Below are 17,806 nucleotides of genomic sequence, written 5' to 3' on the forward strand. Positions count from 1 at the left end.
CCTTACTCGTCGTTCTCGAGCTCGGCCTGCACCTCGGCGCTCATGTCGAAGTTGGTGTAGACGTTCTGCACGTCGTCGCTGTCTTCGAGGGCGTCGATGAGGCGGAACACCTTGCGAGCGGTGTCGGCGTCGACCTCGACCTTGAGCGAGGGCACGAACTCGACGTCGGCCGAGTCGTACTCGATGCCGGCATCCTGCAGGGCGGAGCGCACCGACACCAGGTCGGAGGCCTCGGTGATGACGCCGAAGCCGTCGCCGTGCGGCTCGACCTCTTCGGCGCCCGCCTCGAGGACGGCGAGCATGACGTCGTCTTCGGTGGTGCCCTCGGAGGGGACGACGATGACGCCCTTGCGGCTGAAGTTGTAGGCGACGCTGCCCGGGTCGGCGAGGGTGCCGCCGTTACGGCTGAGAGCGGTGCGCACCTCGGCCGCGGCGCGGTTCTTGTTGTCGGTCAGACACTCGATGAGGAAGGCGACGCCGTTGGGGCCGTATCCCTCGTACATGATCGACGAGTACTCGACGGCTTCGCCGCCGATACCGGCACCGCGCTTGATCGCGCGATCGATGTTGTCTTTGGGGACCGAGGTCTTCTTCGCCTTGAGGACGGCGTCGAAGAGGGTGGGGTTGCCCTGGAGGTCGGCTCCACCGAGCTTCGCCGCGACCTCGATGTTCTTGATGAGCTTGGCCCACGACTTGGCGCGACGGGAGTCGATGACCGCCTTCTTGTGCTTGGTCGTGGCCCATTTGGAGTGTCCGGACATGCGTCAACATTATCCTGGCTTGCGAGAGGAGAGTTCTGCCGCATGTAGGGCCGTCCGCGCGCATGTTTCTCTGCCGGGCCGCGCTGAGAGGAAGGCCAGGCGGCTCAGGCCCAGAGCGCCGTGACGTCTCCCTCGGTCTGCGAGAGGCGGTCTCCGGCAGACCGCGCGGCGTCGGTGGCCTCCTCGAGAGCCGCTCGCAACCGGCTCATGGGACCCGCCCACTGCCGGTGAGCGTCGTCGTACGCGGCTTGCGCAGCGCCGGACCATTGCCCACGCAACGCCCTGACTTCCTCGTCCAGGGCATCCAAAGTCTCTTGAAGCCCGGCCGCTGCGAGACGAAGACTTGTCATCGTCTCCGCGTGCGGGGTGGCGTCGAATGAAAGAATCATGGGCTTGGCGTTCGAGCGTTGAGCTGAAGGATGTCACCCGGCACGCAGGCGCTTGTCGCGTCGAAGTACGCGAGTCCTTCCCCGATATTGAGGGTGAAGAAGCTGCCATCGGGATGTGTGCCCGTGAGATACGGCGGATCGGAAAGAATCCAACGAGGCGGGGTGAGATTTGTGTCACGCTCGACGGTCACGCGATGGCCGCGCTCCTGCCATGCCCTCTGCGCGCGAGCGATGAGGTCCGCGGGTGCGCCAGGCAACGGTGAGACGCGCGAGGTCGAGAGTGTCCAGCGAACCCTCAGATCGGACGAGCTGGGTGAGCAATCCAGCCACGAGCCAACGATCTCCCACCCGTTGGGCGCAATCGCTGCGGCGCTCGCCTCGTAGAGGTCTTCGATCTGTGATCGAGCGGCTTCGGGCGTCATGTCAGTTCCCGTCGTTAGAGGGGTGCTGTTTGGTGAGCACGCGGTGAGGGCAGCGGTCAGCAGGAGGCCGGATGTCACGACGAGGGTTCGTGTACTCGCACTCATTCGATGCCGTTTTCCTTGCTCGGAGAGAAAGAGTCGAAGCCGCTCGGAGAAGCCGACAGGCTCTCGACGACGACATCCTCACCGCGGCCGACCGTCACCAGCGCGGTGTTGTACTGAGCCGTGGTGTTGGAGTCCAAGTAGCTCCGTCTGCGAGACCCGCTGCATCCACCCGCCGATCAGCGCCTCCATGAACGACGACAGTGCCGAGACGAGCCTCGCATCGCCGACGTCTCCCGTCGCGGCGATCGTCGTTTCGCCCTCATTGGATTCCGCAACGCCCGCGAAGACGGAGGCCGCCGCCCGCAAACCCTCGGGATCCACTTTCCACCTACCCACGACGCATCACGTACCGATCTCGCAGCACGATACGAACGGGAACGAGACGAATTCACCCTCTGCGCGCCTGATTTCACCCCGGCCAGGCGCACCCCGACCGAGCGGCGCGAGCCGAAGACGCGACGGTTGCACGGCGGCTCCCGAGTCAGTGCGATCCCGCGGGCACGCTCATCCCGCGTCTGCTCGTGACGTGGTCCAGGAACCGCTCGTGGAAGCGCGTCTCCCCGGTCGATTCGGGGTGGAACGCGGTGCCCATCAGCACGCCCTGCTCGATCGCTACGACGCGCCCATCGGGGAGGGATGCCAGGGGCTCGGCATCCGGTCCCCATTCGACGACCGCGGGCGCCCGGATGAATGCCGCGTGCACCGGCGGCTCGCCCAGGACGGGCACGTCGAGCTCGGTCTCGAACGACGCGGTCTGGTTGCCGAAGGCGTTGCGCGCGACGCGCGCGTCGATGCCGCCGAACGTCTGCTGGCCCGTGATCGCGCCGTCGATGCGGTCGGCGAGCAGGATGAGCCCCGCGCACGTGCCGTACATGGGCATGCCGTCGGCGATCGCCGCGCGGATCGGGTCGAACAGACCGAAGGCGCGGGCGAGCTTGTCAATCACGCTCGACTCGCCGCCGGGGAGGACCAGGCCCTCCACGGCGGCGAGCTCGTCGGGTCGACGCACGGGCTGCGCGTCGGCGCCGAGCCCGCGCAGCACGGCGAGGTGCTCGCGCACGTCGCCCTGCAGCGCGAGCACTCCGACGCGAGGGGTGTTACCAACCACGCTCGGCCAGGCGGTGCGGGGCGGGGAGGTCGGCGACGTTGATGCCGACCATCGCCTCGCCGAGTCCGCGCGACGCCTCGGCCACGACCTTGGGGTCGTCGTGGAAGGTCGTCGCCTTCACGATGGCCGCGGCGCGCTGGGCGGGGTTGCCCGACTTGAAGATGCCCGAGCCCACGAAGACGCCGTCGGCGCCGAGCTGCATCATCATCGCGGCGTCGGCCGGAGTGGCCACTCCCCCGGCGGTGAAGAGCACGACGGGCAGCTCGCCGGTCTCGGCGATCTCGGCGACGAGGTCGTAGGGTGCCTGCAGCTCCTTGGCGGCGACGTAGAGCTCGTCCTTCGTCTTGGCGCGCAGGGCGTTGATCTCGCGGCGGATCGTGCGGATGTGCTTGGTCGCCTCCGACACGTCGCCCGTGCCGGCCTCGCCCTTGGAACGGATCATCGCCGCGCCCTCGGTGATGCGACGCAGGGCCTCGCCGAGGTTGGTCGCCCCGCAGACGAAGGGGACGGTGAAGTTCCACTTGTCGATGTGGTTGACGTAGTCGGCGGGCGAGAGCACCTCGGACTCGTCGATGTAGTCGACGCCGAGCTCCTGCAGGATCTGCGCCTCGACGAAGTGGCCGATGCGGGCCTTCGCCATGACGGGGATCGAGACCGAGGCGATGATGTCGTCGATCAAGTCGGGGTCGCTCATGCGCGCGACGCCGCCCTGGGCGCGGATGTCGGCGGGCACGCGCTCGAGCGCCATGACGGCGACGGCGCCGGCGTCTTCGGCGATGCGCGCCTGCTCGGCGGTGACGACGTCCATGATCACGCCGCCCTTGAGCATCTCGGCGAGACCGCGCTTGACGCGGGAGGTTCCGGTGTCGGTCATGTCCACTCCGTTCCGCGCCGTGCGGCGCGTGCTTCCGCGCTTCGGGGCGCGATCATTGGCTTAGGCCAAACCGTAGCACGGCTCAGGCCATAGGCTGTTCGTGACCCAGGGGGGGCCTATGACCATCGACATCACCGGGCGTTCGGCATCGGCCATCGCCGCTGATCTGCGCGAGCGCATCGAGCGCGGCGAGCTCCCTCCAGGCACGCTGCTGCCCTCCGTGCGCGCCGTCGCCGGCGACCTCGGCGTCAACCGCAACACCGTCGTCGCCGCCTACCGGCAACTCGCCCAGGCCGGATTAGTCGAGGCTCGCGGCCGAAGCGGCACGCGCGTTGCGGACCGCACGGCCGTCGCGCAGGAGGGGTACGCGCCCGACACGGTGCTGCGCGACGTGGGCACCGGCAACCCCGACCCCGCACTCATCCCCGACCCGACGGCCGCCCTGGCGCGCTCAGCCCGACCGGTCCTCTACGGCGAGCCGGTTATCGACCCGGGCCTGGAGGCGTGGGCCCGCGGCTGGATGTCCGACCACCTCCCCCACGACGACCTGCTGATCACCGTGACGAGCGGCGCGAGCGATGCGATCGAGCGCCTGCTCGCCCAGGCCCTGCAGCGCGACGACGCCGTGGCGCTCGAAGACCCGTGCTTCCTCTCGGCCCTGCACACGGTCCGCACCGGCGGGTACCGTGCGGTTCCGGTGGCGGTGGATGCCGAGGGCATGACCGTCGACGGGCTGCGCGCGGCCCTGGACGCCGGCGTTCGCGCGGTGATCTGCACGCCCCGCGCGCACAACCCCACGGGGGCCAGTCTCAGCGCCGAACGCGCCGCGGCGCTGCGCGACGTCCTCGCGGAGCACCCCTACGTCCTCGTGATCGAGGACGACCACTTCTCCCTGCTGTCCCGCGCTCCCCTGCACTCCGTCATCGGGCCCGCGCAGCGCCGATGGGCGCGTATCCGCTCGATGTCGAAGTTCCTCGGACCCGACACGTGCCTCGCCGTCACGGCATCCGATCCCGACACCGCCGACGGCCTCGCCGTACGCCTCACGCCCGGCACCACCTGGGTGAGCCACATCCTGCAGCGCATGACCCTCGCCCTCGTCACCGACGACGCCGTGCGCGCCGGAATCGAGGCGGCCGCCGAGCATTACGCCGCGCGCAACGCGGCGTTCGCGGCCGCCCTCACCGAGCGGGGGCTACCGGTGTCCCCGGGCGACGGTCTCAACCTGTGGGTACCGCTGCCGGTTCCGGCCGCGGTGGTGCGTGAAGAGCTCATGCGCCGCGGATGGCTGGTGCGCGAGGGGGATCCGTTCTTCCTCTCCCCCGACCCGGCCGGCGCGTTCCTGCGCTTGACCGTCCACGACCTCGACGAGACCTCGGCCGAAGCCCTTGCCGACGACCTCGCGCGTGCGGCGGGCGTGCTTCGCGGATCAGGACGAAGTGGGAGGATCGACGCATGAAGGTTCTCTCGATCCAGTCGGCCGTCGCGTTCGGACACGTCGGCAACTCCGCCGCCGTCTTCCCCCTGCAGCGCATCGGCGTCGAGGTGCTACCGGTGTACACCGTGAACTTCTCCAACCACACCGGCTACGGCGCGTGGCGCGGTCCGCTCATCGCCCCCGATGACGTCGCCGCTGTGATCCAGGGCATCGAGGACCGCGGCGTCTTCCCCGAAATCGACGTGGTGCTTTCGGGATACCAGGGCGGCGAGGGCATCGCCGACGTCATCATCGACGCGGTCGCGCGGGTGAAGAAGGCGAACCCGGATGCCGTGTACGCCTGCGACCCCGTCATGGGCAACGCCAAATCGGGGTGCTTCGTGGCGCCCGCGATCCCGGTGCTGCTGCGCGAGCGCGTCGTGCCGGTCGCCGACATCCTGACCCCGAATCAGTTCGAGCTCGGCTTCCTCACCGACACCGAGCCCGGCAGCATCGACTCGACGCTCGAGTCCGCCGACATGCTGCGCGCCCGCGGCCCGCGGACGGTGCTCGTCACGAGCGTTGAGCGCCCCGACCGCGCGCCCGACACCATCGAGATGATGGTCGTCGACGATGCCGGGGCGTGGATCGTGCAGACGCCCCTGATCCCCATGAAGGCGAACGGCTCGGGGGACGTCACGGCGGCGCTGTTCACGGCGCACTACCGCCGCACCGGCGACGCAGCCGATGCGCTCGCGCGCACGGCATCCAGCGTCTTCGACCTGCTCTCGAACACGTTCGAGGCCGGCTCGCGCGAACTCCGACTCGTGGAATCGCAGGAGGCGTACGCGCACCCGCGCCTGCAGTTCGCCGTCCGTCAGGTGCGTTGAGCCGAGGCGCGAGCGCCGGACCTCAGGCTCAGCCCCCGTAGACCTCTTGGTAGGCGGCGAGCCACTGCTCGCCGTCCGCGGGGCACATGAAGGTCGCGCCGAAGACCATGACGCTCGCGATCGGCTTCTCGGCCTGCGTGCGCGCGGCGCCCTGGAGGTCGCTCGGAATGAGCTGGGCGAACAGCGGCGAGGTGGCCACGTGCGTGCTCATGGTCGTGGCGTCGATCTGGTGGCGATTCAGGATCGCCGTCTCGCACGCGTCGCCCGCCAGGGCGAGGGCGAGGCTCTCGTCAGTCGCCGTCCACGTCGACCCCTGCTGCTCGACGTAGGCGCGCTGCTCGGCGATGAACTCCTTCTGGGCGGGCGTCACCGCGACCAGGGGGGAACCGTCCATCGGGAGCTGCTGCTCGCGGAAGTACTCCTCGCGCTCCGCGAAGACGTCGCCGACGTCGTCGGGGTCGACCGTGGTCGACTCTTCGGGCGCGGGACTCTGCGCCGCGTCCGGAGCGGACGTCGGCCGCCCCTCGGCACCGTCCGGCCCCAGGGGGCTCGGCAGCGGGATGCACGCCGTCGTCGCGAGGAGCACGGCAGCGAGAGTGAGGGAGAGAACCAGAGGGCGAGTCCGAGCGTTCATACCGTCACGCTAGCGAGAACGCCCGGCCCGGGAGTGGGGCTTGTGGATAACCCGTTTCACACTTCCCAGGCGTCGGCGACCGCCCGGCGCACGTCGCCGAGCAGCTGCGGCAGGGCCTTGGTCTTCGCGATGATGGGGAAGAAATTGGCATCCGACGCCCACCGGGGAACGATGTGCTGGTGCAGGTGCGCGTCGACACCCGCCCCCGCGATCGCTCCCTGGTTCATACCGAGGTTGAAGCCGTCGCAGTTCGACACCGCGCGCAGCACCCTCATGCCGCGCTGGGTGAGCGCGCCGATCTCGGCGACCTCTTCGTCGGTGGCCTGGTCGTACGTCGCGATGTGGCGGTACGGGCACACCAGCAGGTGACCGGAGTTGTACGGGAACAGGTTCAGCAGCACGTACGCCGTCTTCCCCCGCGCGACGATCAGCCCGTCCTCGTCGCTCTTGTCGGGCGCGGCGCAGAACGGACAGGTCTTCTCCATCGGCTCGCGCCCGGCCGAGATGTAGGCCATGCGGTGCGGCGTCCACAGGCGCTGGAACTCGTCGGGCACGCCGGGAAGGGTCGCGGCGTCGACGAGTTCCGCATCGGCCGTGTGCGATCCGGACCCGTCGACGGCGCGCGTCGTAGCGGAATCCGACGACGAGCGCGCCCCGACGGCATCCGGATCGCTCATCACGCCAGGTCCTCCGCGGTGTTCACGAGGGTGCGCTGGGCGATCGCGCCCGTGATGCGCGCGACGGCCTCATCGACCGGGATGCCGTTGAGCTGCGTGCCGTCGCGGAAGCGGAACGAGACCGTGCCGTTGGAGCGGTCCTGCTCTCCAGCGATCAGCATGAGCGGCACCTTCTGCGTGGTGTGCGTGCGGATCTTCTTCTGCATGCGGTCGTCGCTGTGGTCGGCCTCGGCGCGCACGCCCTTGGTCTTGAGGTCGGCGACGATGCCCTGCAGGTAGTCGCCGTACTCGGCGGCCACGGGAACGGCCACGACCTGCACGGGGGCGAGCCACACCGGGAACGCGCCAGCGTAGTGCTCGAGCAGGATCGCGAAGAAGCGCTCGACCGAGCCGAAGAGGGCGCGGTGGATCATCACGGGGCGGTGCTTCTCGCCGTCCGGGCCGGTGTACTCGAGCTCGAAGCGCTCGGGCTGGTTGAAGTCGAGCTGGATGGTCGACATCTGCCAGGTGCGCCCGATCGCGTCGCGCGCCTGCACCGAGATCTTGGGGCCGTAGAACGCGGCCCCACCCGGGTCGGGCACGAGCTCGAGGCCCGACGCCTCGGCGACCTCGCGGAGTGTCTCGGTCGCCTCGGTCCAGAGGGCGTCGTCGCCGATGAACTTCGGGTTGCCCTCCTCCTTCGTCGACAGCTCGAGGTAGAAGTCGTTCAGGCCGTAGTCGCGCAGGGTCTGCAGCACGAAGTCGAGGCTGTGGGTCAGCTCGCCCTTCACCTGGTCGGCGGTGACGTAGATGTGGGTGTCGTCCTGGGTCATGCCGCGCACGCGCGTGAGGCCCGAGAGAGTTCCGCTCTTCTCGTAGCGGTACACCGATCCGAACTCGCTCAGGCGCAGCGGCAGCTCGCGGTAGCTGCGTCCGCGCGAGCGGAAGATCAGATTGTGGAACGGGCAGTTCATGGGCTTGAGGTAGTACTCCTGGCCCTCGCGCGAGACGTGCCCGTCGGCATCCGTCACCTCGTCGAGCACCATCGGGGGGTACATGCCGTCGGCGTACCACTGCAGGTGGCCGCTCGTCATGAACAGGTCGCCCTTGGTGATGTGCGGGGTGTTCACGACCTCGTAGCCGCTCGCGAGCAGGCGCTCGCGCATGTAACGCTCGATCTCGTAGCGGATGATGCCGCCCTTGGGATGGAACACCGACAGCCCCGGACCGATCTCGTCGGGGAACGAGAAGAGGTCGAGCTCCTTGCCGAGTTTGCGGTGGTCGCGCTTGGCCGCCTCTTCGAGGCGGTGCTGGTAGGCGCGCAGTTCGTCCTTGGTGGGCCATGCGGTGCCGTAGATGCGCTGCAGCTGGGGGTTCTTCTCGCTGCCGCGCCAGTAGGCGCCGGCGATGCGAGTGAGGTCCCAGCCGTTGCCGATGAGGCGCGTGCCGGGCACGTGGGGTCCGCGGCACAGGTCTTTCCACGCGGTCTCGCCGTCGCGGGTGACGTTGTCGTAGATGGTCAGCTCGCCGGCGCCGACCTCGACGGACGCGCCCTCCGCGGCCTCGGCCGAGCCGCCCTTGAGCCCGATGAGCTCGAGCTTGAACGGCTCGTCGGCCAGCTCGGCGCGGGCCTCGTCGTCGGTGACGACGCGACGCACGAAGCGCTGGTTCTCGCGGACGATGCGCTCCATCTCCTTCTTGATGACCTTGAGGTCGTCAGGGGTGAAGGGCTCGTCGACCTGGAAATCGTAGTAGAAGCCGTCGGTGACGGGCGGGCCGATGCCCAGGTTGGCCTGGGGCTTGACACGCTGCACGGCCTGCGCGAGGACGTGTGCGGTCGAGTGGCGCAGGATCGAGAGGCCGTCGGCGCTGTCGATCGTGACCGGCTCCACCTGGTCGTCGGCCGTCACGGTCGTGGCCAGATCTTTCAACTCCCCGTTGACGCGCAGAGCGACGACCGAACGGTCGGGGAAGAGGGCGAAGCCATCGGCGGGGAAATCAGTCACAGAACATCTCCTGAAAGGGGTCGTTTCCAGGCTACCGGGCGGGCGTGGTCTCGACGGCACGCAACGTGCCCCATAGTGGAGCGGTGACTTTGGCCATCATCGGCGGCGTGCTCTGGGTCCTCGGGATCATCGCGCTGCTCACCGGCGTCTTCCCCGCCGACGCCGCTCTCGCCGTCGCCGACCGCGTCTGGCCCATCCTGCTGTTCGTCGTGGCCGTGACGATCGTCGCCGAACTCGCCTCGAAGGCGGGGCTCTTCGACGTCGTGGCCGCGCGGTTGGCGAAGCTCGCCCGCGGGCGCACCGCGCTGTTGTGGGTGCTGGTCGTGGCTTTGGCCACCGTCGCCACGGCGTTCCTCTCCCTCGACACCACCGCTGTTCTGTTGACCCCCGTGGTGGTGGCGATGGCGGTGGCGCGAAAGCTGAATCCGCTCCCCTTCGCGTTCGTCACCGTCGTGCTCGCGAACACCGCGTCTCTGGTGCTGCCGGTGTCGAACCTGACCAACCTGCTCGCATCCGATGCCCTGGGCGGGGGCCACGACCCCATCGCCTTCCTCGCGCTCCTCGGGCCGTCGGCGCTCATCGCGATCGTGGTCTCGGTCGTCGTGCTGACGGTCGTGTTCCTCCGCCGGCTGCCGAAGACCTACCCCGATGCGACCGCCCCGGACGTGTCCGACCGCGTCCTCCTGCGCATCTCCGCGGTGGTGACGGTTGCATTGCTGCCCCTGCTGGTCGTCGGGCTCGAACCGTGGATGCCGGCCACGGCCGCCGCGGTGGTGCTCATCGCGGCGTTCGCCTGGCGCGCGCCGCGGGCTCTCGGCATCCGTCTGGTGCCCTGGTCGCTGCTGGTGTTCGCGGGGGGCCTGTTCCTCGCCGTCGGGGCGCTCGAGGCCCTGGGGATCGGGCGCATCACCTCGGTGCTCGCCGGTTCCGGAGATGACCTGGTGTCGCTGTGGCAGCTGGCGGGTGTCGGAGCCCTCGCGGCGAACGGCATCAACAACCTCCCCGCCTACCTCGCCCTCGAGTCGGTGGCGGGCTCCCCCGCGCGCCTCGCGGCGCTGCTGATCGGCGTGAACGCCGGGCCGATCGTCACGCCGTGGGCGTCACTGGCCACCCTCCTCTGGCACGACCGCCTGGTCGCCGCGGGCATCGAGGTGCGGTGGAGTCGGTTCATCCTGCTCGGCGCGATCATCGCGCCGCTGATCCTGTTCCTCGGGGTCCTGCCGCTCGTCTGGTGAGTGTCAGTCCTCGTACGTTCGCGACCAGGCCTTGTGGGGCTCGATGAACCACACGGCCAGGCCCGTTCGCAGACCGTACGCCTCGCCGGTGTACAGCCGCGAGATCCGGTCGACGTAGGGCAGGGCCTCGTCGCCGTCGATCCGTTCGACGGCCACCCCGCGCACGAACGCCATCGAGTAACTGTTGTCGGCGGCGGTGACCGAGACGGCCACGCGCGGGTCACGTTGAAGGTTGCGGTCCTTCAGGGTGTCGACCTCGGTGAACAGCATCAGGCGGTCCCCGTCGACTCCGACCCAGAGCGGGATCGAGTGCGGCGACCCGTCGCGCATGAGCGTCGCGAGGTGCGCGACGGCGTCGGTCTCGAAGTACGGCTTGGTGCGGGTCCAGTCGCTCATGCTCGGTGCAACCGCCGGGGTGGCGGCATCCATTCCCCGGTCAGGACCCGACGGAATGCGGGGCCTGATCGTTCGGCACCTCGCTGAAGACCATTTCCTCGCGACGGCTGCTCTCGCGCGGAACGAATTCGTCGGGCTCGGTGACGACGTACAGGCCGCGGCCAGAGTTCGCGTTGTAGGTCAGCGCGTGCAGCCACGCGGTGCTCAGCTGCGGAGTTCGACTGCCGTGGAACTTGAACACCAGCGACACGTACGGGTGGATGTAGACCGTCGTGCGCCCCCCGCCCGTGCTGATGTCGTCTTTCCAGGTGAACGGGAAGCTCTCGCCGCGACGCACTTTCGCCATGATCACCGCCTGCAGGTGCGCGAGCAGCCGGTCCTCGAAATCGACCTTGATGTTGCCGTCGTAGATGAACTTGCCCATGGTGACTCCCGTCGGTGCCGCCCACGGCCCGGCGCCTCTCGGCGAGAAGTCGAACGCTGAGGTCGGGGGGCGGCGACCGCTTTCTCTGCGTGCACCGTCTCTCGGGATCGACGTTCACGCAAACCCCCTTGCGGGAGATTGCGGTTTCGGGATAAAGCCGGGAGAAAGGCGGAGGGATGCCGCGAATCAGGTGTCGCGCGAGATGCGGATGATGACGCGGTCGCCGGGTTTGCGCTGCAGACGACGCACGAACGCCTCGAAGCCGAGGATCGCGCGGTACTGGAAGCCGTACTTGCGCTTGAGGGCGGCGTCGGCGCGAGCGTCGTCCGTGGCGGGGCCGGCGATCCGGCCGTGCGCCTCGACGCGGATGGCATCCGGTTCGACGGCGCCCATCCTGCTGCAGGGCTGCAGGGTCACGCGCGAATCGTTGCGCAGACGCTTCACCTTGCCCGTGGACCGCTCGCTCGTCACGACCAGCTCGTCGCCGTCGCGCGCGACCCACACCGGGACCGCCACGAGGGCTCCGTTGCGGCGATAGGTGCCGAGCGAGACGAAGGACGAGGCCGCGATCTCGCGCCACAGGGTGTCGGGGACGGTCATGGTCTCACCGTACTGGGCGGTCGCAGCGGCGGCGATGGGTTGCGCCGACGGCCCGCCGCGAGGTCCGAACAGATCGAGAACCCCGGGAACGGATGCCATCTCCTCGATGCGCCCGTGCGCGAAGCCGCCCCAGAGCGCACGGACGCTCCGGCCGACAGCGGTGATCTCGTCGGGGCGCGCGCCGGCGTAGGGCGCGAGCTGCGGCCCGGTCGACTCGGTACCGAAGACGAAGGGCACCTCGATCGCGTGGGAGGCGCGGTAGAGGTCGTTCGCCCGCCACCGGAAGACGTAGCGCAGCGCCGTCCCTCCCGCCCTGCGGTAGTCGCGGGCGAGGCGACGGGCCGGGCGGCCGTAGACGACCGCGTTCATCGCGGTGTCGAGGACCGTGGAGGCGAGGGCGTGCAGCAGCGGCACGGCGCGCAACCCGTCCAGGGCCGTCACGCCGGGAAGGAACAGCCGCGTCTCCTCGGCGGTGACCCCGATCAGCAGGGGAATGCGTGCGGCCCCCTCGAGCCACCTCTCGGCGATCTCGCCGTGGGGAGGCAGGGGGTCGAACCCGGGCTGCGGAGCGAAGGGCATCAGGGAGAACCGTCCGAAACCGCGCGCGGCCTGCATCGCGTCCGCCTGGAGGTGCATCAGATCGTCCGACGGGGTCGCCGGGCTAAGCTGCGCGGTCGCCGCGCTCATCGCCGCCGTGAGGCCGGCGCGCGCACCCATGGTGCCCATGGGTGCGCTCTGCACGATGGCGCGCGAGAACAGCCCCCGAGCGCGGTCGACGGCCATGAGGTGGAGCACGGCGTCGGCGCCCGCGGATTGTCCGAACGCCGTCACGCGGGCCGGGTCTCCCCCGAACGCCGCGATGTTGCGCTGGACCCACTCGAAGGCGGCGAGCTGATCGAGGAGCCCGAGGTTGGCAGGACGCTCCGCTCCGTCACCGAGATAGCCGAGTACGCCGAGCCGGTAGGTGACCGTGACGACGACGACGTGCTGCTCGGACGCGAGGACGGCGGGGTCGTAGACGGGCAGATCGCCCGCACCGCTGGTGTAGCCACCGCCGTGCACCCACACCATCACGGGCAGCGCGGGATCCGCGTCGCCGCGGTCGGCCGGAACGGTGATCGAGAGGTGCTGGCACTCCTCGCGGATCGGGAGGCCGCCGGTCTGGTCGCCGAGAGCGTCGATCAGCGGGGTGGGCGCCTGCGGGGCGGCGGGCGAGGGCTCGAGGGCCTCGAAGACGTCGTCGTCAGCCCGGTCCGGCAGAGGGAGGGGACGACCGAAGCGCTCCGCGCGTGCATACGGGATGCCACTGGCCCGCAGCACCGCACCGTCGCGGCGTCCGCGGATGGGGCCCGTCGGCGGGGTGAAGAGGGGGGCTTCGCTCGTCACGCGTTCTCGCTTCCTGTTCCGCCGAAGCGGTGCGTCGCGCCTGCCGCGGGGGTGGCGGAGGCGTCTGGCCACCCTACTGAGCCGCACCCATGGCCCCGCTGTGCAAGCCGGTCCGCGGACCTCAAAGCCAGCGCAAGATCAGCGCAAGGACAGCGCAAGACTGCGCCGAACGTGTCCCCCAAACGGTGGACACGGCATAGTCTCGTCTCGTTCCCGTCGCCAGGCACTCCGCAGCCCCCCTTACTGGCGGCGGGAACGACCACCCCGGATCTTCGCCCCGCCCGGCGCACCTCTCGGCCCTTCCTCGGCCCGTGCGCAGTGAGCGGAGCGGCGAGAAGCCCCGTGCTTCGGGATGCGAACCGCTACGCGTCGCGTTCGCCGTGCCGGAGCGCCGCCGCGTCGAGCCCGCGCGTGCGTGGTGGCGTGTCTTCGCGTCGAGGATCGCCGGCCGCAGGTGTCGCCTGTCGACCGCTCGGGCTGCGGCGGCCTGTGCGAGGTGGTCCGGAAACGACGAAACCCCCGGCGAACCGGGGGCTTCTTCAGGTGGTGCGCGATACTGGGATCGAACCAGTACACAGCACTGAGGCCCGCTTGCGAGATTCCAGTGCGCAGGCCCGGGAATATCAAGAAAATAGCTGACTCTCGACACTGTTTCGTGGACTAGTGTGGACACTAACGGACAATCGTTAGGCCACGTTAGGCCACGGAGGATGACCATGGCTCGCCCCAAGAAGATCACCGACTCGCTGGGTCGCGAGCGCAAGGCCACGCGCCGCAGCTTCGGCAAGGTCGAGCGCCTGCCGAGCGGGTACTACCGAGCGCGCTACACCGGGCCGGACGGCAAGACCTACAGCGCGCCAATGACGTTCACGACGGTGACCGACGCGGATGCATGGCTGGCGACACAGCGCGCGGCGATTGTTGCCGGTACGTGGACCCCCAGCACCGCACGGGGCGCGCACGAGGCGCAGGCCGACCGCTCGCAGACCTTGGCCGCTTACGCAACCTCCTGGATCTCCACGCGCACGAACGCCCGAGGTGACCATCTGAAGCCCCGCACTCAGGCGGAGTACGAACGCCTCCTGCGTCTGCCCGATCCCGCGCGAGAGGGCGACCAAGGCGGTCCCCTGGCTCCTCTGGCCCTACTCCCCCTGATCGAGATCACCCCGGCGCGCGTTCGGACCTGGCGCGCGAACCTGCTCGCGACCGGCGCGAAGACCCAGACGAGCCGCGCCTATGGCCTCCTCAACGCGATCATGCGCACCGCCGCCGAGGATGACCGGATCATCGACACGAACCCGTGCACGGTCAAGGGCGGTCAGTCCACCCACACCGGAAGAAAGGTTGTCCCCCCGACTGAGACTGAGTTGGAGGCAATCGTCAGCGCGATCACGCCCCGTTTCCGTGCCCTGGTGACCGTGGCCGCATGGGGCGGGCTCCGCTACGGGGAGGCGACCGCACTACGCGCCAAGGATGTGACCGTGGAGCGCGACGAAGCCGGAGGTGTGATCGCCGTCCGAATCAACGTGGGCCGCGCAGTGACCCATTCAGCGGGGCAGGGGTTCGTGGTCGGATCGACCAAGAGTGAGGCCGGTCTGCGCCCCGTGGCGATCTTCGGCCAGGACGCTGAGATCGTGGCCGACCACGTACGCGGCATGATTGGTGACGCGCTCCTGTTCCCCGCCGCAGACGGGGTTTCGTTCCTCTCACAGAGCGCGTTCTGGAAGCATTGGAATGCCGCACGCACCGCCGCTGGACGCCCCGATATGCCCTTCCACGCACTGCGCCACCACTCCGCGACAGCATACGCCGAGGCGGGCGCAACGGCGGCGGAGAACAACGCCCGCCATGGCTGGAGCACTGCCACGGTGGGTATGCGCTACCAGCACGCGACCGACCGCGCCGACCAATTGGCTGCCAGGATGCGCCGTCACACGCCAGCTCGCTAACCCCGCAAAGCAGGGCACAGTTGAAGGTCGGGGCGGCGCTAAGCTCGCGGCATGCCGACGACCGACGATGACCGCGCAGGTGGGAAGGTTTCATGACCAGTTCGCGATTCATGCCTACGTACACCGCTCTCGAACTGACGAACTTCCTGTCTTACAAGTCAGCCCGAATCGAGTTTGACGATCTCGTCGCGTTGATCGGGCCGAACGCGAGCGGCAAGTCCAATCTCGTCGCCGCCCTGAAGTTGCTTCGGGACATCCCGACCTACGGCCTACCGCTTGCTATCGCTCGACGCGGAGGCTACGACCAGTTACGGCACAGATCGCAGGGGCGACCGAACGATCCTGCAATACGTCTGGAATTTCGCTATGGACCCGGGGAGACTGGGTTCTACGAACTCGCTCTCGCTTCGTTGAAAGGAAAGCGCTATCGGGTGAAGCGAGAACGCGCCTTCCTGCCGATCATTGACAATCACCCGGACTCCTTTGTAAGCGACGGTGCGACGGTACATTCCGTCGAGTGGGACAGTGAGACGGATGGCCCGCCGCGCTCCGAGGAACGACGCGTGCCAGTCGCCCCTGGCCAGAGCGCTCTCTCGACCGGAGGCTTCCCAGCCCACCTAATCCAGCTTGCGCTGTCTGGCTTGCAGACCGTGGAGATTCATCCTGCCCGTGTCGGTGAGCTGCAGGAGCCCTCGTCTACGGCGGAATTTGATCCGGTTGGCGCGAACACCGCAAGCGTCTTCGATGCGCTGGATACAGCCGCCCGGGCGAAGATCGTAGAGCAGCTGGCCGCGATTGTCCCAGGCATCGTGCGGATAGAGCCCCGCGTCTACGCGGATAAGCGAACGCTTTTGTTCGTACAGCGAACAGCGCACGGTAACCGCGAATTTCTTGCGAAGCAGATGTCCGACGGTACGCTGCGCGCTTTCGGGATCCTGCTCGCGCTCGCCCAGCCGGAGACACCCGGCCTTATCGTCATTGAAGAGCCGGAAGTGGCCATTCATCTCGGTGCGTTGCAAAGTTTGATCGAGATTCTGCAGGCCGAATCGCGAACCATGCAGGTCGTTCTGACAACCCACAGCGCGGACATTGTTGACGAACTGCCAGTCGAATCCCTTCGAGTAGTGTGGAGCGACACTGAACAGTCGCGTGTTGCGAATGTGAGTGAGCATACGCGGCGAATATTGCGCGACGGCTTGATAACTCCCGGGGCTTTGCTGCGCGCCGATGCCCTCGATCCGGAGTCGTGATCGTGGTCCTTGCGCATGGAGCCCCTCACATTGGACTCGTCGTTGAAGGTCCGGGCGATAAGGGCGCGCTGCCTGTGCTTCTGCGAAAATTCCTGCACGAGAAGGCGGAGTATCGCGAGATTCTCGGAAAGCCAGTCACCCTCAAAGGTAAGGGATCAGCCACCACGCCCGGGGGGCTAGAGGGCTACGTCGCCGCAGCGGCGAGACCAGGCTGCGTCGGGGTCGTGGTTCTGCTGGACGCGGATGATGACGCTTCATGTCAGCTGGGACCGGAGCTGCTAGCCAGGGCGGAGGCGGTCGTCGGCATTCCTGTCGTGATTGTGCTGGCGGAACGCGATTTCGAAGACTGGATCTACCGCTCGGTTGAGACGCTTGACCTTGGATGGGAGGGAGATTGGGACGCAACAAAACGCGGGGGGACCGTGATCGACTCTCTGCTCCCAGATGGTGGCTACCAGAAACCCGTCTGGCAACCGAAGCTGACCCACCGGATGGATATCGAGTTGGCCAGATCTCGTAGTACGAGCCTGAACCGACTGCTGAACAAGGTGGACGGACTAGTCGCCCTCTGCTCGTGACCTGAACCCCCTAGAGTGGACTCAGCGCCCCGTCCGAACGGGGAAGGGCTAGGTGTGGTGATCGACCCAACAGATCCTTCGTTTCTGAACGCGAAGGCTTTGTCATGTCCTCATCCCCAGTTCCTACCGAGTACGTCACGATCTCGCAGGCGGCGAGTGCTCTCAGCCTCTCGACTAAGACCATCCGCCGCCTGATCCAACGCGGCGACCTCGCGGCGGAGCGCATCGGTGCGCGTACGATCCGCATCCCGGTCGCGGCGCTTGCCGCTGTTGGCCGTCCGATGCAGGTCCCCCGCAGTCGCTGACGCCGGTCGCCGTCGCAGCTAACCCGAGGACCGTTCAGGTTGTCGGCCAGATGCGGCGAGCGCCCCCGCAGGGCAGAGAAGAGCCCCCGCGCTGCCGATGGGTAGTTGGTAAGACGCGGGGGCTCCTCGAAGCATAGCCCCGAACTCTCGACCCTGGGTCGAAGGTTGGCGATCAAGCGCGCCGCCCCGCGACCCAATGGGCCGATATGACGAAGTGACCGCCCGGGGCGCAAAGAGATGCCGCCCCCGTCCTGCGAAGACGAGAGGCGGCGAAGAAGGAATCTCTTGTGACCAGCGTAGCTGACGACCCCTCCAACCGCACCGACGAGCACGGGCCACACTGTGACTTATCTTGTGATCGTCCAGCACCTGTGACACCCCCCTCTCCGAGTGCTCACTACCTACGCGAGTACAGCAGTCG

Annotated in this window: 19 protein-coding genes; 7 read left to right on the forward strand and 12 right to left on the reverse strand. The window is 68.3% G+C overall.

Features of this window, described 5'->3' with window-relative positions:
- Window positions 1–2: 2 nt before the first annotated feature.
- From AB6V31_RS16680 to pdxS, 6 genes are all read right to left on the reverse strand, one after another.
- Window positions 3–761, reverse strand: a complete 759-nt coding sequence (locus tag AB6V31_RS16680; RefSeq protein ID WP_056231653.1) for a YebC/PmpR family DNA-binding transcriptional regulator — start codon at window positions 759–761, stop codon at window positions 3–5.
- Window positions 762–865: 104 nt separating this feature from the next.
- Window positions 866–1,150, reverse strand: a complete 285-nt coding sequence (locus tag AB6V31_RS16685) for a WXG100 family type VII secretion target (protein ID WP_056231650.1) — start codon at window positions 1,148–1,150, stop codon at window positions 866–868.
- Window positions 1,147–1,572 (reverse strand): hypothetical protein, encoded by a 426-nt coding sequence (locus AB6V31_RS16690; protein WP_369367000.1) that lies wholly within the window; start codon window positions 1,570–1,572, stop codon window positions 1,147–1,149. Before AB6V31_RS16690 ends, AB6V31_RS16685 begins: the two co-directional genes overlap by 4 nt.
- A gap of 101 nt (window positions 1,573–1,673) precedes the next feature.
- Complete coding sequence (locus tag AB6V31_RS16695) at window positions 1,674–1,814, reverse strand: hypothetical protein (RefSeq protein WP_369367001.1); 141 nt, start codon at window positions 1,812–1,814, stop codon at window positions 1,674–1,676.
- A 344-nt stretch (window positions 1,815–2,158) separates the two neighbouring features.
- Entirely contained in the window at window positions 2,159–2,785 is a 627-nt protein-coding gene (gene pdxT, locus AB6V31_RS16700) for a pyridoxal 5'-phosphate synthase glutaminase subunit PdxT (protein WP_369367003.1), read from the reverse strand.
- Complete coding sequence (gene pdxS / locus AB6V31_RS16705; RefSeq protein WP_369367004.1) at window positions 2,775–3,659, reverse strand: pyridoxal 5'-phosphate synthase lyase subunit PdxS; 885 nt, start codon at window positions 3,657–3,659, stop codon at window positions 2,775–2,777. Before pdxS ends, pdxT begins: the two co-directional genes overlap by 11 nt.
- Before the next feature lie 118 nt (window positions 3,660–3,777).
- Here pdxS and AB6V31_RS16710 point away from each other — a divergent pair, with 118 nt between their 5' ends.
- Complete coding sequence (locus AB6V31_RS16710; RefSeq protein WP_369367006.1) at window positions 3,778–5,118, forward strand: aminotransferase class I/II-fold pyridoxal phosphate-dependent enzyme; 1,341 nt, start codon at window positions 3,778–3,780, stop codon at window positions 5,116–5,118.
- The gene (pdxY, locus tag AB6V31_RS16715; RefSeq protein ID WP_056231639.1) at window positions 5,115–5,966 is read left to right on the forward strand and encodes a pyridoxal kinase PdxY; all 852 of its coding nucleotides are present in this window, start codon (window positions 5,115–5,117) and stop codon (window positions 5,964–5,966) included. Before AB6V31_RS16710 ends, pdxY begins: the two co-directional genes overlap by 4 nt.
- A gap of 28 nt (window positions 5,967–5,994) precedes the next feature.
- Here pdxY and AB6V31_RS16720 read toward each other — a convergent pair whose 3' ends face one another.
- Genes AB6V31_RS16720 through thrS form a run of 3 tightly spaced genes read right to left on the reverse strand, consistent with a single transcriptional unit; the run spans window position 5,995 to window position 9,262 of the window.
- Window positions 5,995–6,600 (reverse strand): hypothetical protein, encoded by a 606-nt coding sequence (locus AB6V31_RS16720; RefSeq protein ID WP_074694948.1) that lies wholly within the window; start codon window positions 6,598–6,600, stop codon window positions 5,995–5,997.
- Between the two features lie 56 nt (window positions 6,601–6,656).
- Window positions 6,657–7,277, reverse strand: a complete 621-nt coding sequence (locus AB6V31_RS16725) for an HIT domain-containing protein (protein ID WP_369367009.1) — start codon at window positions 7,275–7,277, stop codon at window positions 6,657–6,659.
- Window positions 7,277–9,262: a threonine--tRNA ligase gene (gene thrS, locus AB6V31_RS16730; RefSeq protein WP_268103985.1), complete on the reverse strand. Its 1,986-nt coding sequence runs from the start codon at window positions 9,260–9,262 to the stop codon at window positions 7,277–7,279. Before thrS ends, AB6V31_RS16725 begins: the two co-directional genes overlap by 1 nt.
- A gap of 83 nt (window positions 9,263–9,345) precedes the next feature.
- Between thrS and AB6V31_RS16735 the strand changes: the two genes are divergently transcribed.
- On the forward strand, window positions 9,346–10,497 hold the full coding sequence (locus AB6V31_RS16735; RefSeq protein ID WP_143017853.1) for an SLC13 family permease: 1,152 nt from the start codon (window positions 9,346–9,348) through the stop codon (window positions 10,495–10,497).
- A 3-nt stretch (window positions 10,498–10,500) separates the two neighbouring features.
- On the opposite strand, the gene AB6V31_RS16740 is transcribed toward AB6V31_RS16735, so the two are convergent.
- From AB6V31_RS16740 to AB6V31_RS16750, 3 genes are all read right to left on the reverse strand, one after another.
- Window positions 10,501–10,893, reverse strand: coding sequence for a TIGR03618 family F420-dependent PPOX class oxidoreductase (locus AB6V31_RS16740; RefSeq protein WP_074694951.1), 393 nt, complete (start codon window positions 10,891–10,893; stop codon window positions 10,501–10,503).
- A 40-nt stretch (window positions 10,894–10,933) separates the two neighbouring features.
- The gene (locus AB6V31_RS16745; RefSeq protein ID WP_056231622.1) at window positions 10,934–11,317 is read right to left on the reverse strand and encodes a hypothetical protein; all 384 of its coding nucleotides are present in this window, start codon (window positions 11,315–11,317) and stop codon (window positions 10,934–10,936) included.
- A gap of 186 nt (window positions 11,318–11,503) precedes the next feature.
- Window positions 11,504–13,303 carry a PPOX class F420-dependent oxidoreductase gene (locus AB6V31_RS16750; protein WP_369367013.1) on the reverse strand — a complete coding sequence of 600 codons (1,800 nt, stop codon included), beginning with the start codon at window positions 13,301–13,303 and terminating at the stop codon, window positions 11,504–11,506.
- 716 nt (window positions 13,304–14,019) lie between these two features.
- Between AB6V31_RS16750 and AB6V31_RS16755 the strand changes: the two genes are divergently transcribed.
- From AB6V31_RS16755 to AB6V31_RS16770, 4 genes are all read left to right on the forward strand, one after another.
- On the forward strand, window positions 14,020–15,252 hold the full coding sequence (locus tag AB6V31_RS16755; protein WP_369367015.1) for a tyrosine-type recombinase/integrase: 1,233 nt from the start codon (window positions 14,020–14,022) through the stop codon (window positions 15,250–15,252).
- Between the two features lie 92 nt (window positions 15,253–15,344).
- A complete protein-coding gene (locus tag AB6V31_RS16760) occupies window positions 15,345–16,502 on the forward strand; it encodes an AAA family ATPase (protein ID WP_369367016.1) in 1,158 nt (385 codons plus the stop codon).
- Entirely contained in the window at window positions 16,499–17,080 is a 582-nt protein-coding gene (locus tag AB6V31_RS16765) for a hypothetical protein (RefSeq protein WP_369367018.1), read from the forward strand. Before AB6V31_RS16760 ends, AB6V31_RS16765 begins: the two co-directional genes overlap by 4 nt.
- A gap of 104 nt (window positions 17,081–17,184) precedes the next feature.
- Window positions 17,185–17,385: a helix-turn-helix domain-containing protein gene (locus AB6V31_RS16770; RefSeq protein WP_369367020.1), complete on the forward strand. Its 201-nt coding sequence runs from the start codon at window positions 17,185–17,187 to the stop codon at window positions 17,383–17,385.
- The last annotated feature ends 421 nt before the right edge of the window (window positions 17,386–17,806 follow it).

This window comes from Microbacterium sp. 16-032, assembly GCF_041079455.1.
GTDB lineage: Bacteria > Actinomycetota > Actinomycetes > Actinomycetales > Microbacteriaceae > Microbacterium > Microbacterium testaceum_A.

What these genes read in the sequence shown, in the direction of transcription:
- AB6V31_RS16680 (WP_056231653.1), bottom strand. Translation starts at nt 761, where the DNA reads ATGTCCGGACACTCCAAATGGGCCACGACCAAGCACAAGAAGGCGGTC.
- AB6V31_RS16720 (WP_074694948.1), bottom strand. Translation starts at nt 6,600, where the DNA reads ATGAACGCTCGGACTCGCCCTCTGGTTCTCTCCCTCACTCTCGCTGCC.
- pdxY (WP_056231639.1), top strand. Translation starts at nt 5,115, where the DNA reads ATGAAGGTTCTCTCGATCCAGTCGGCCGTCGCGTTCGGACACGTCGGC.
- AB6V31_RS16745 (WP_056231622.1), bottom strand. Translation starts at nt 11,317, where the DNA reads ATGGGCAAGTTCATCTACGACGGCAACATCAAGGTCGATTTCGAGGAC.
- pdxS (WP_369367004.1), bottom strand. Translation starts at nt 3,659, where the DNA reads ATGACCGACACCGGAACCTCCCGCGTCAAGCGCGGTCTCGCCGAGATG.
- AB6V31_RS16710 (WP_369367006.1), top strand. Translation starts at nt 3,778, where the DNA reads ATGACCATCGACATCACCGGGCGTTCGGCATCGGCCATCGCCGCTGAT.
- AB6V31_RS16685 (WP_056231650.1), bottom strand. Translation starts at nt 1,150, where the DNA reads ATGATTCTTTCATTCGACGCCACCCCGCACGCGGAGACGATGACAAGT.
- AB6V31_RS16690 (WP_369367000.1), bottom strand. Translation starts at nt 1,572, where the DNA reads ATGACGCCCGAAGCCGCTCGATCACAGATCGAAGACCTCTACGAGGCG.
- AB6V31_RS16770 (WP_369367020.1), top strand. Translation starts at nt 17,185, where the DNA reads ATGTCCTCATCCCCAGTTCCTACCGAGTACGTCACGATCTCGCAGGCG.
- AB6V31_RS16725 (WP_369367009.1), bottom strand. Translation starts at nt 7,277, where the DNA reads ATGAGCGATCCGGATGCCGTCGGGGCGCGCTCGTCGTCGGATTCCGCT.
- AB6V31_RS16755 (WP_369367015.1), top strand. Translation starts at nt 14,020, where the DNA reads ATGGCTCGCCCCAAGAAGATCACCGACTCGCTGGGTCGCGAGCGCAAG.
- AB6V31_RS16740 (WP_074694951.1), bottom strand. Translation starts at nt 10,893, where the DNA reads ATGAGCGACTGGACCCGCACCAAGCCGTACTTCGAGACCGACGCCGTC.
- AB6V31_RS16760 (WP_369367016.1), top strand. Translation starts at nt 15,345, where the DNA reads ATGACCAGTTCGCGATTCATGCCTACGTACACCGCTCTCGAACTGACG.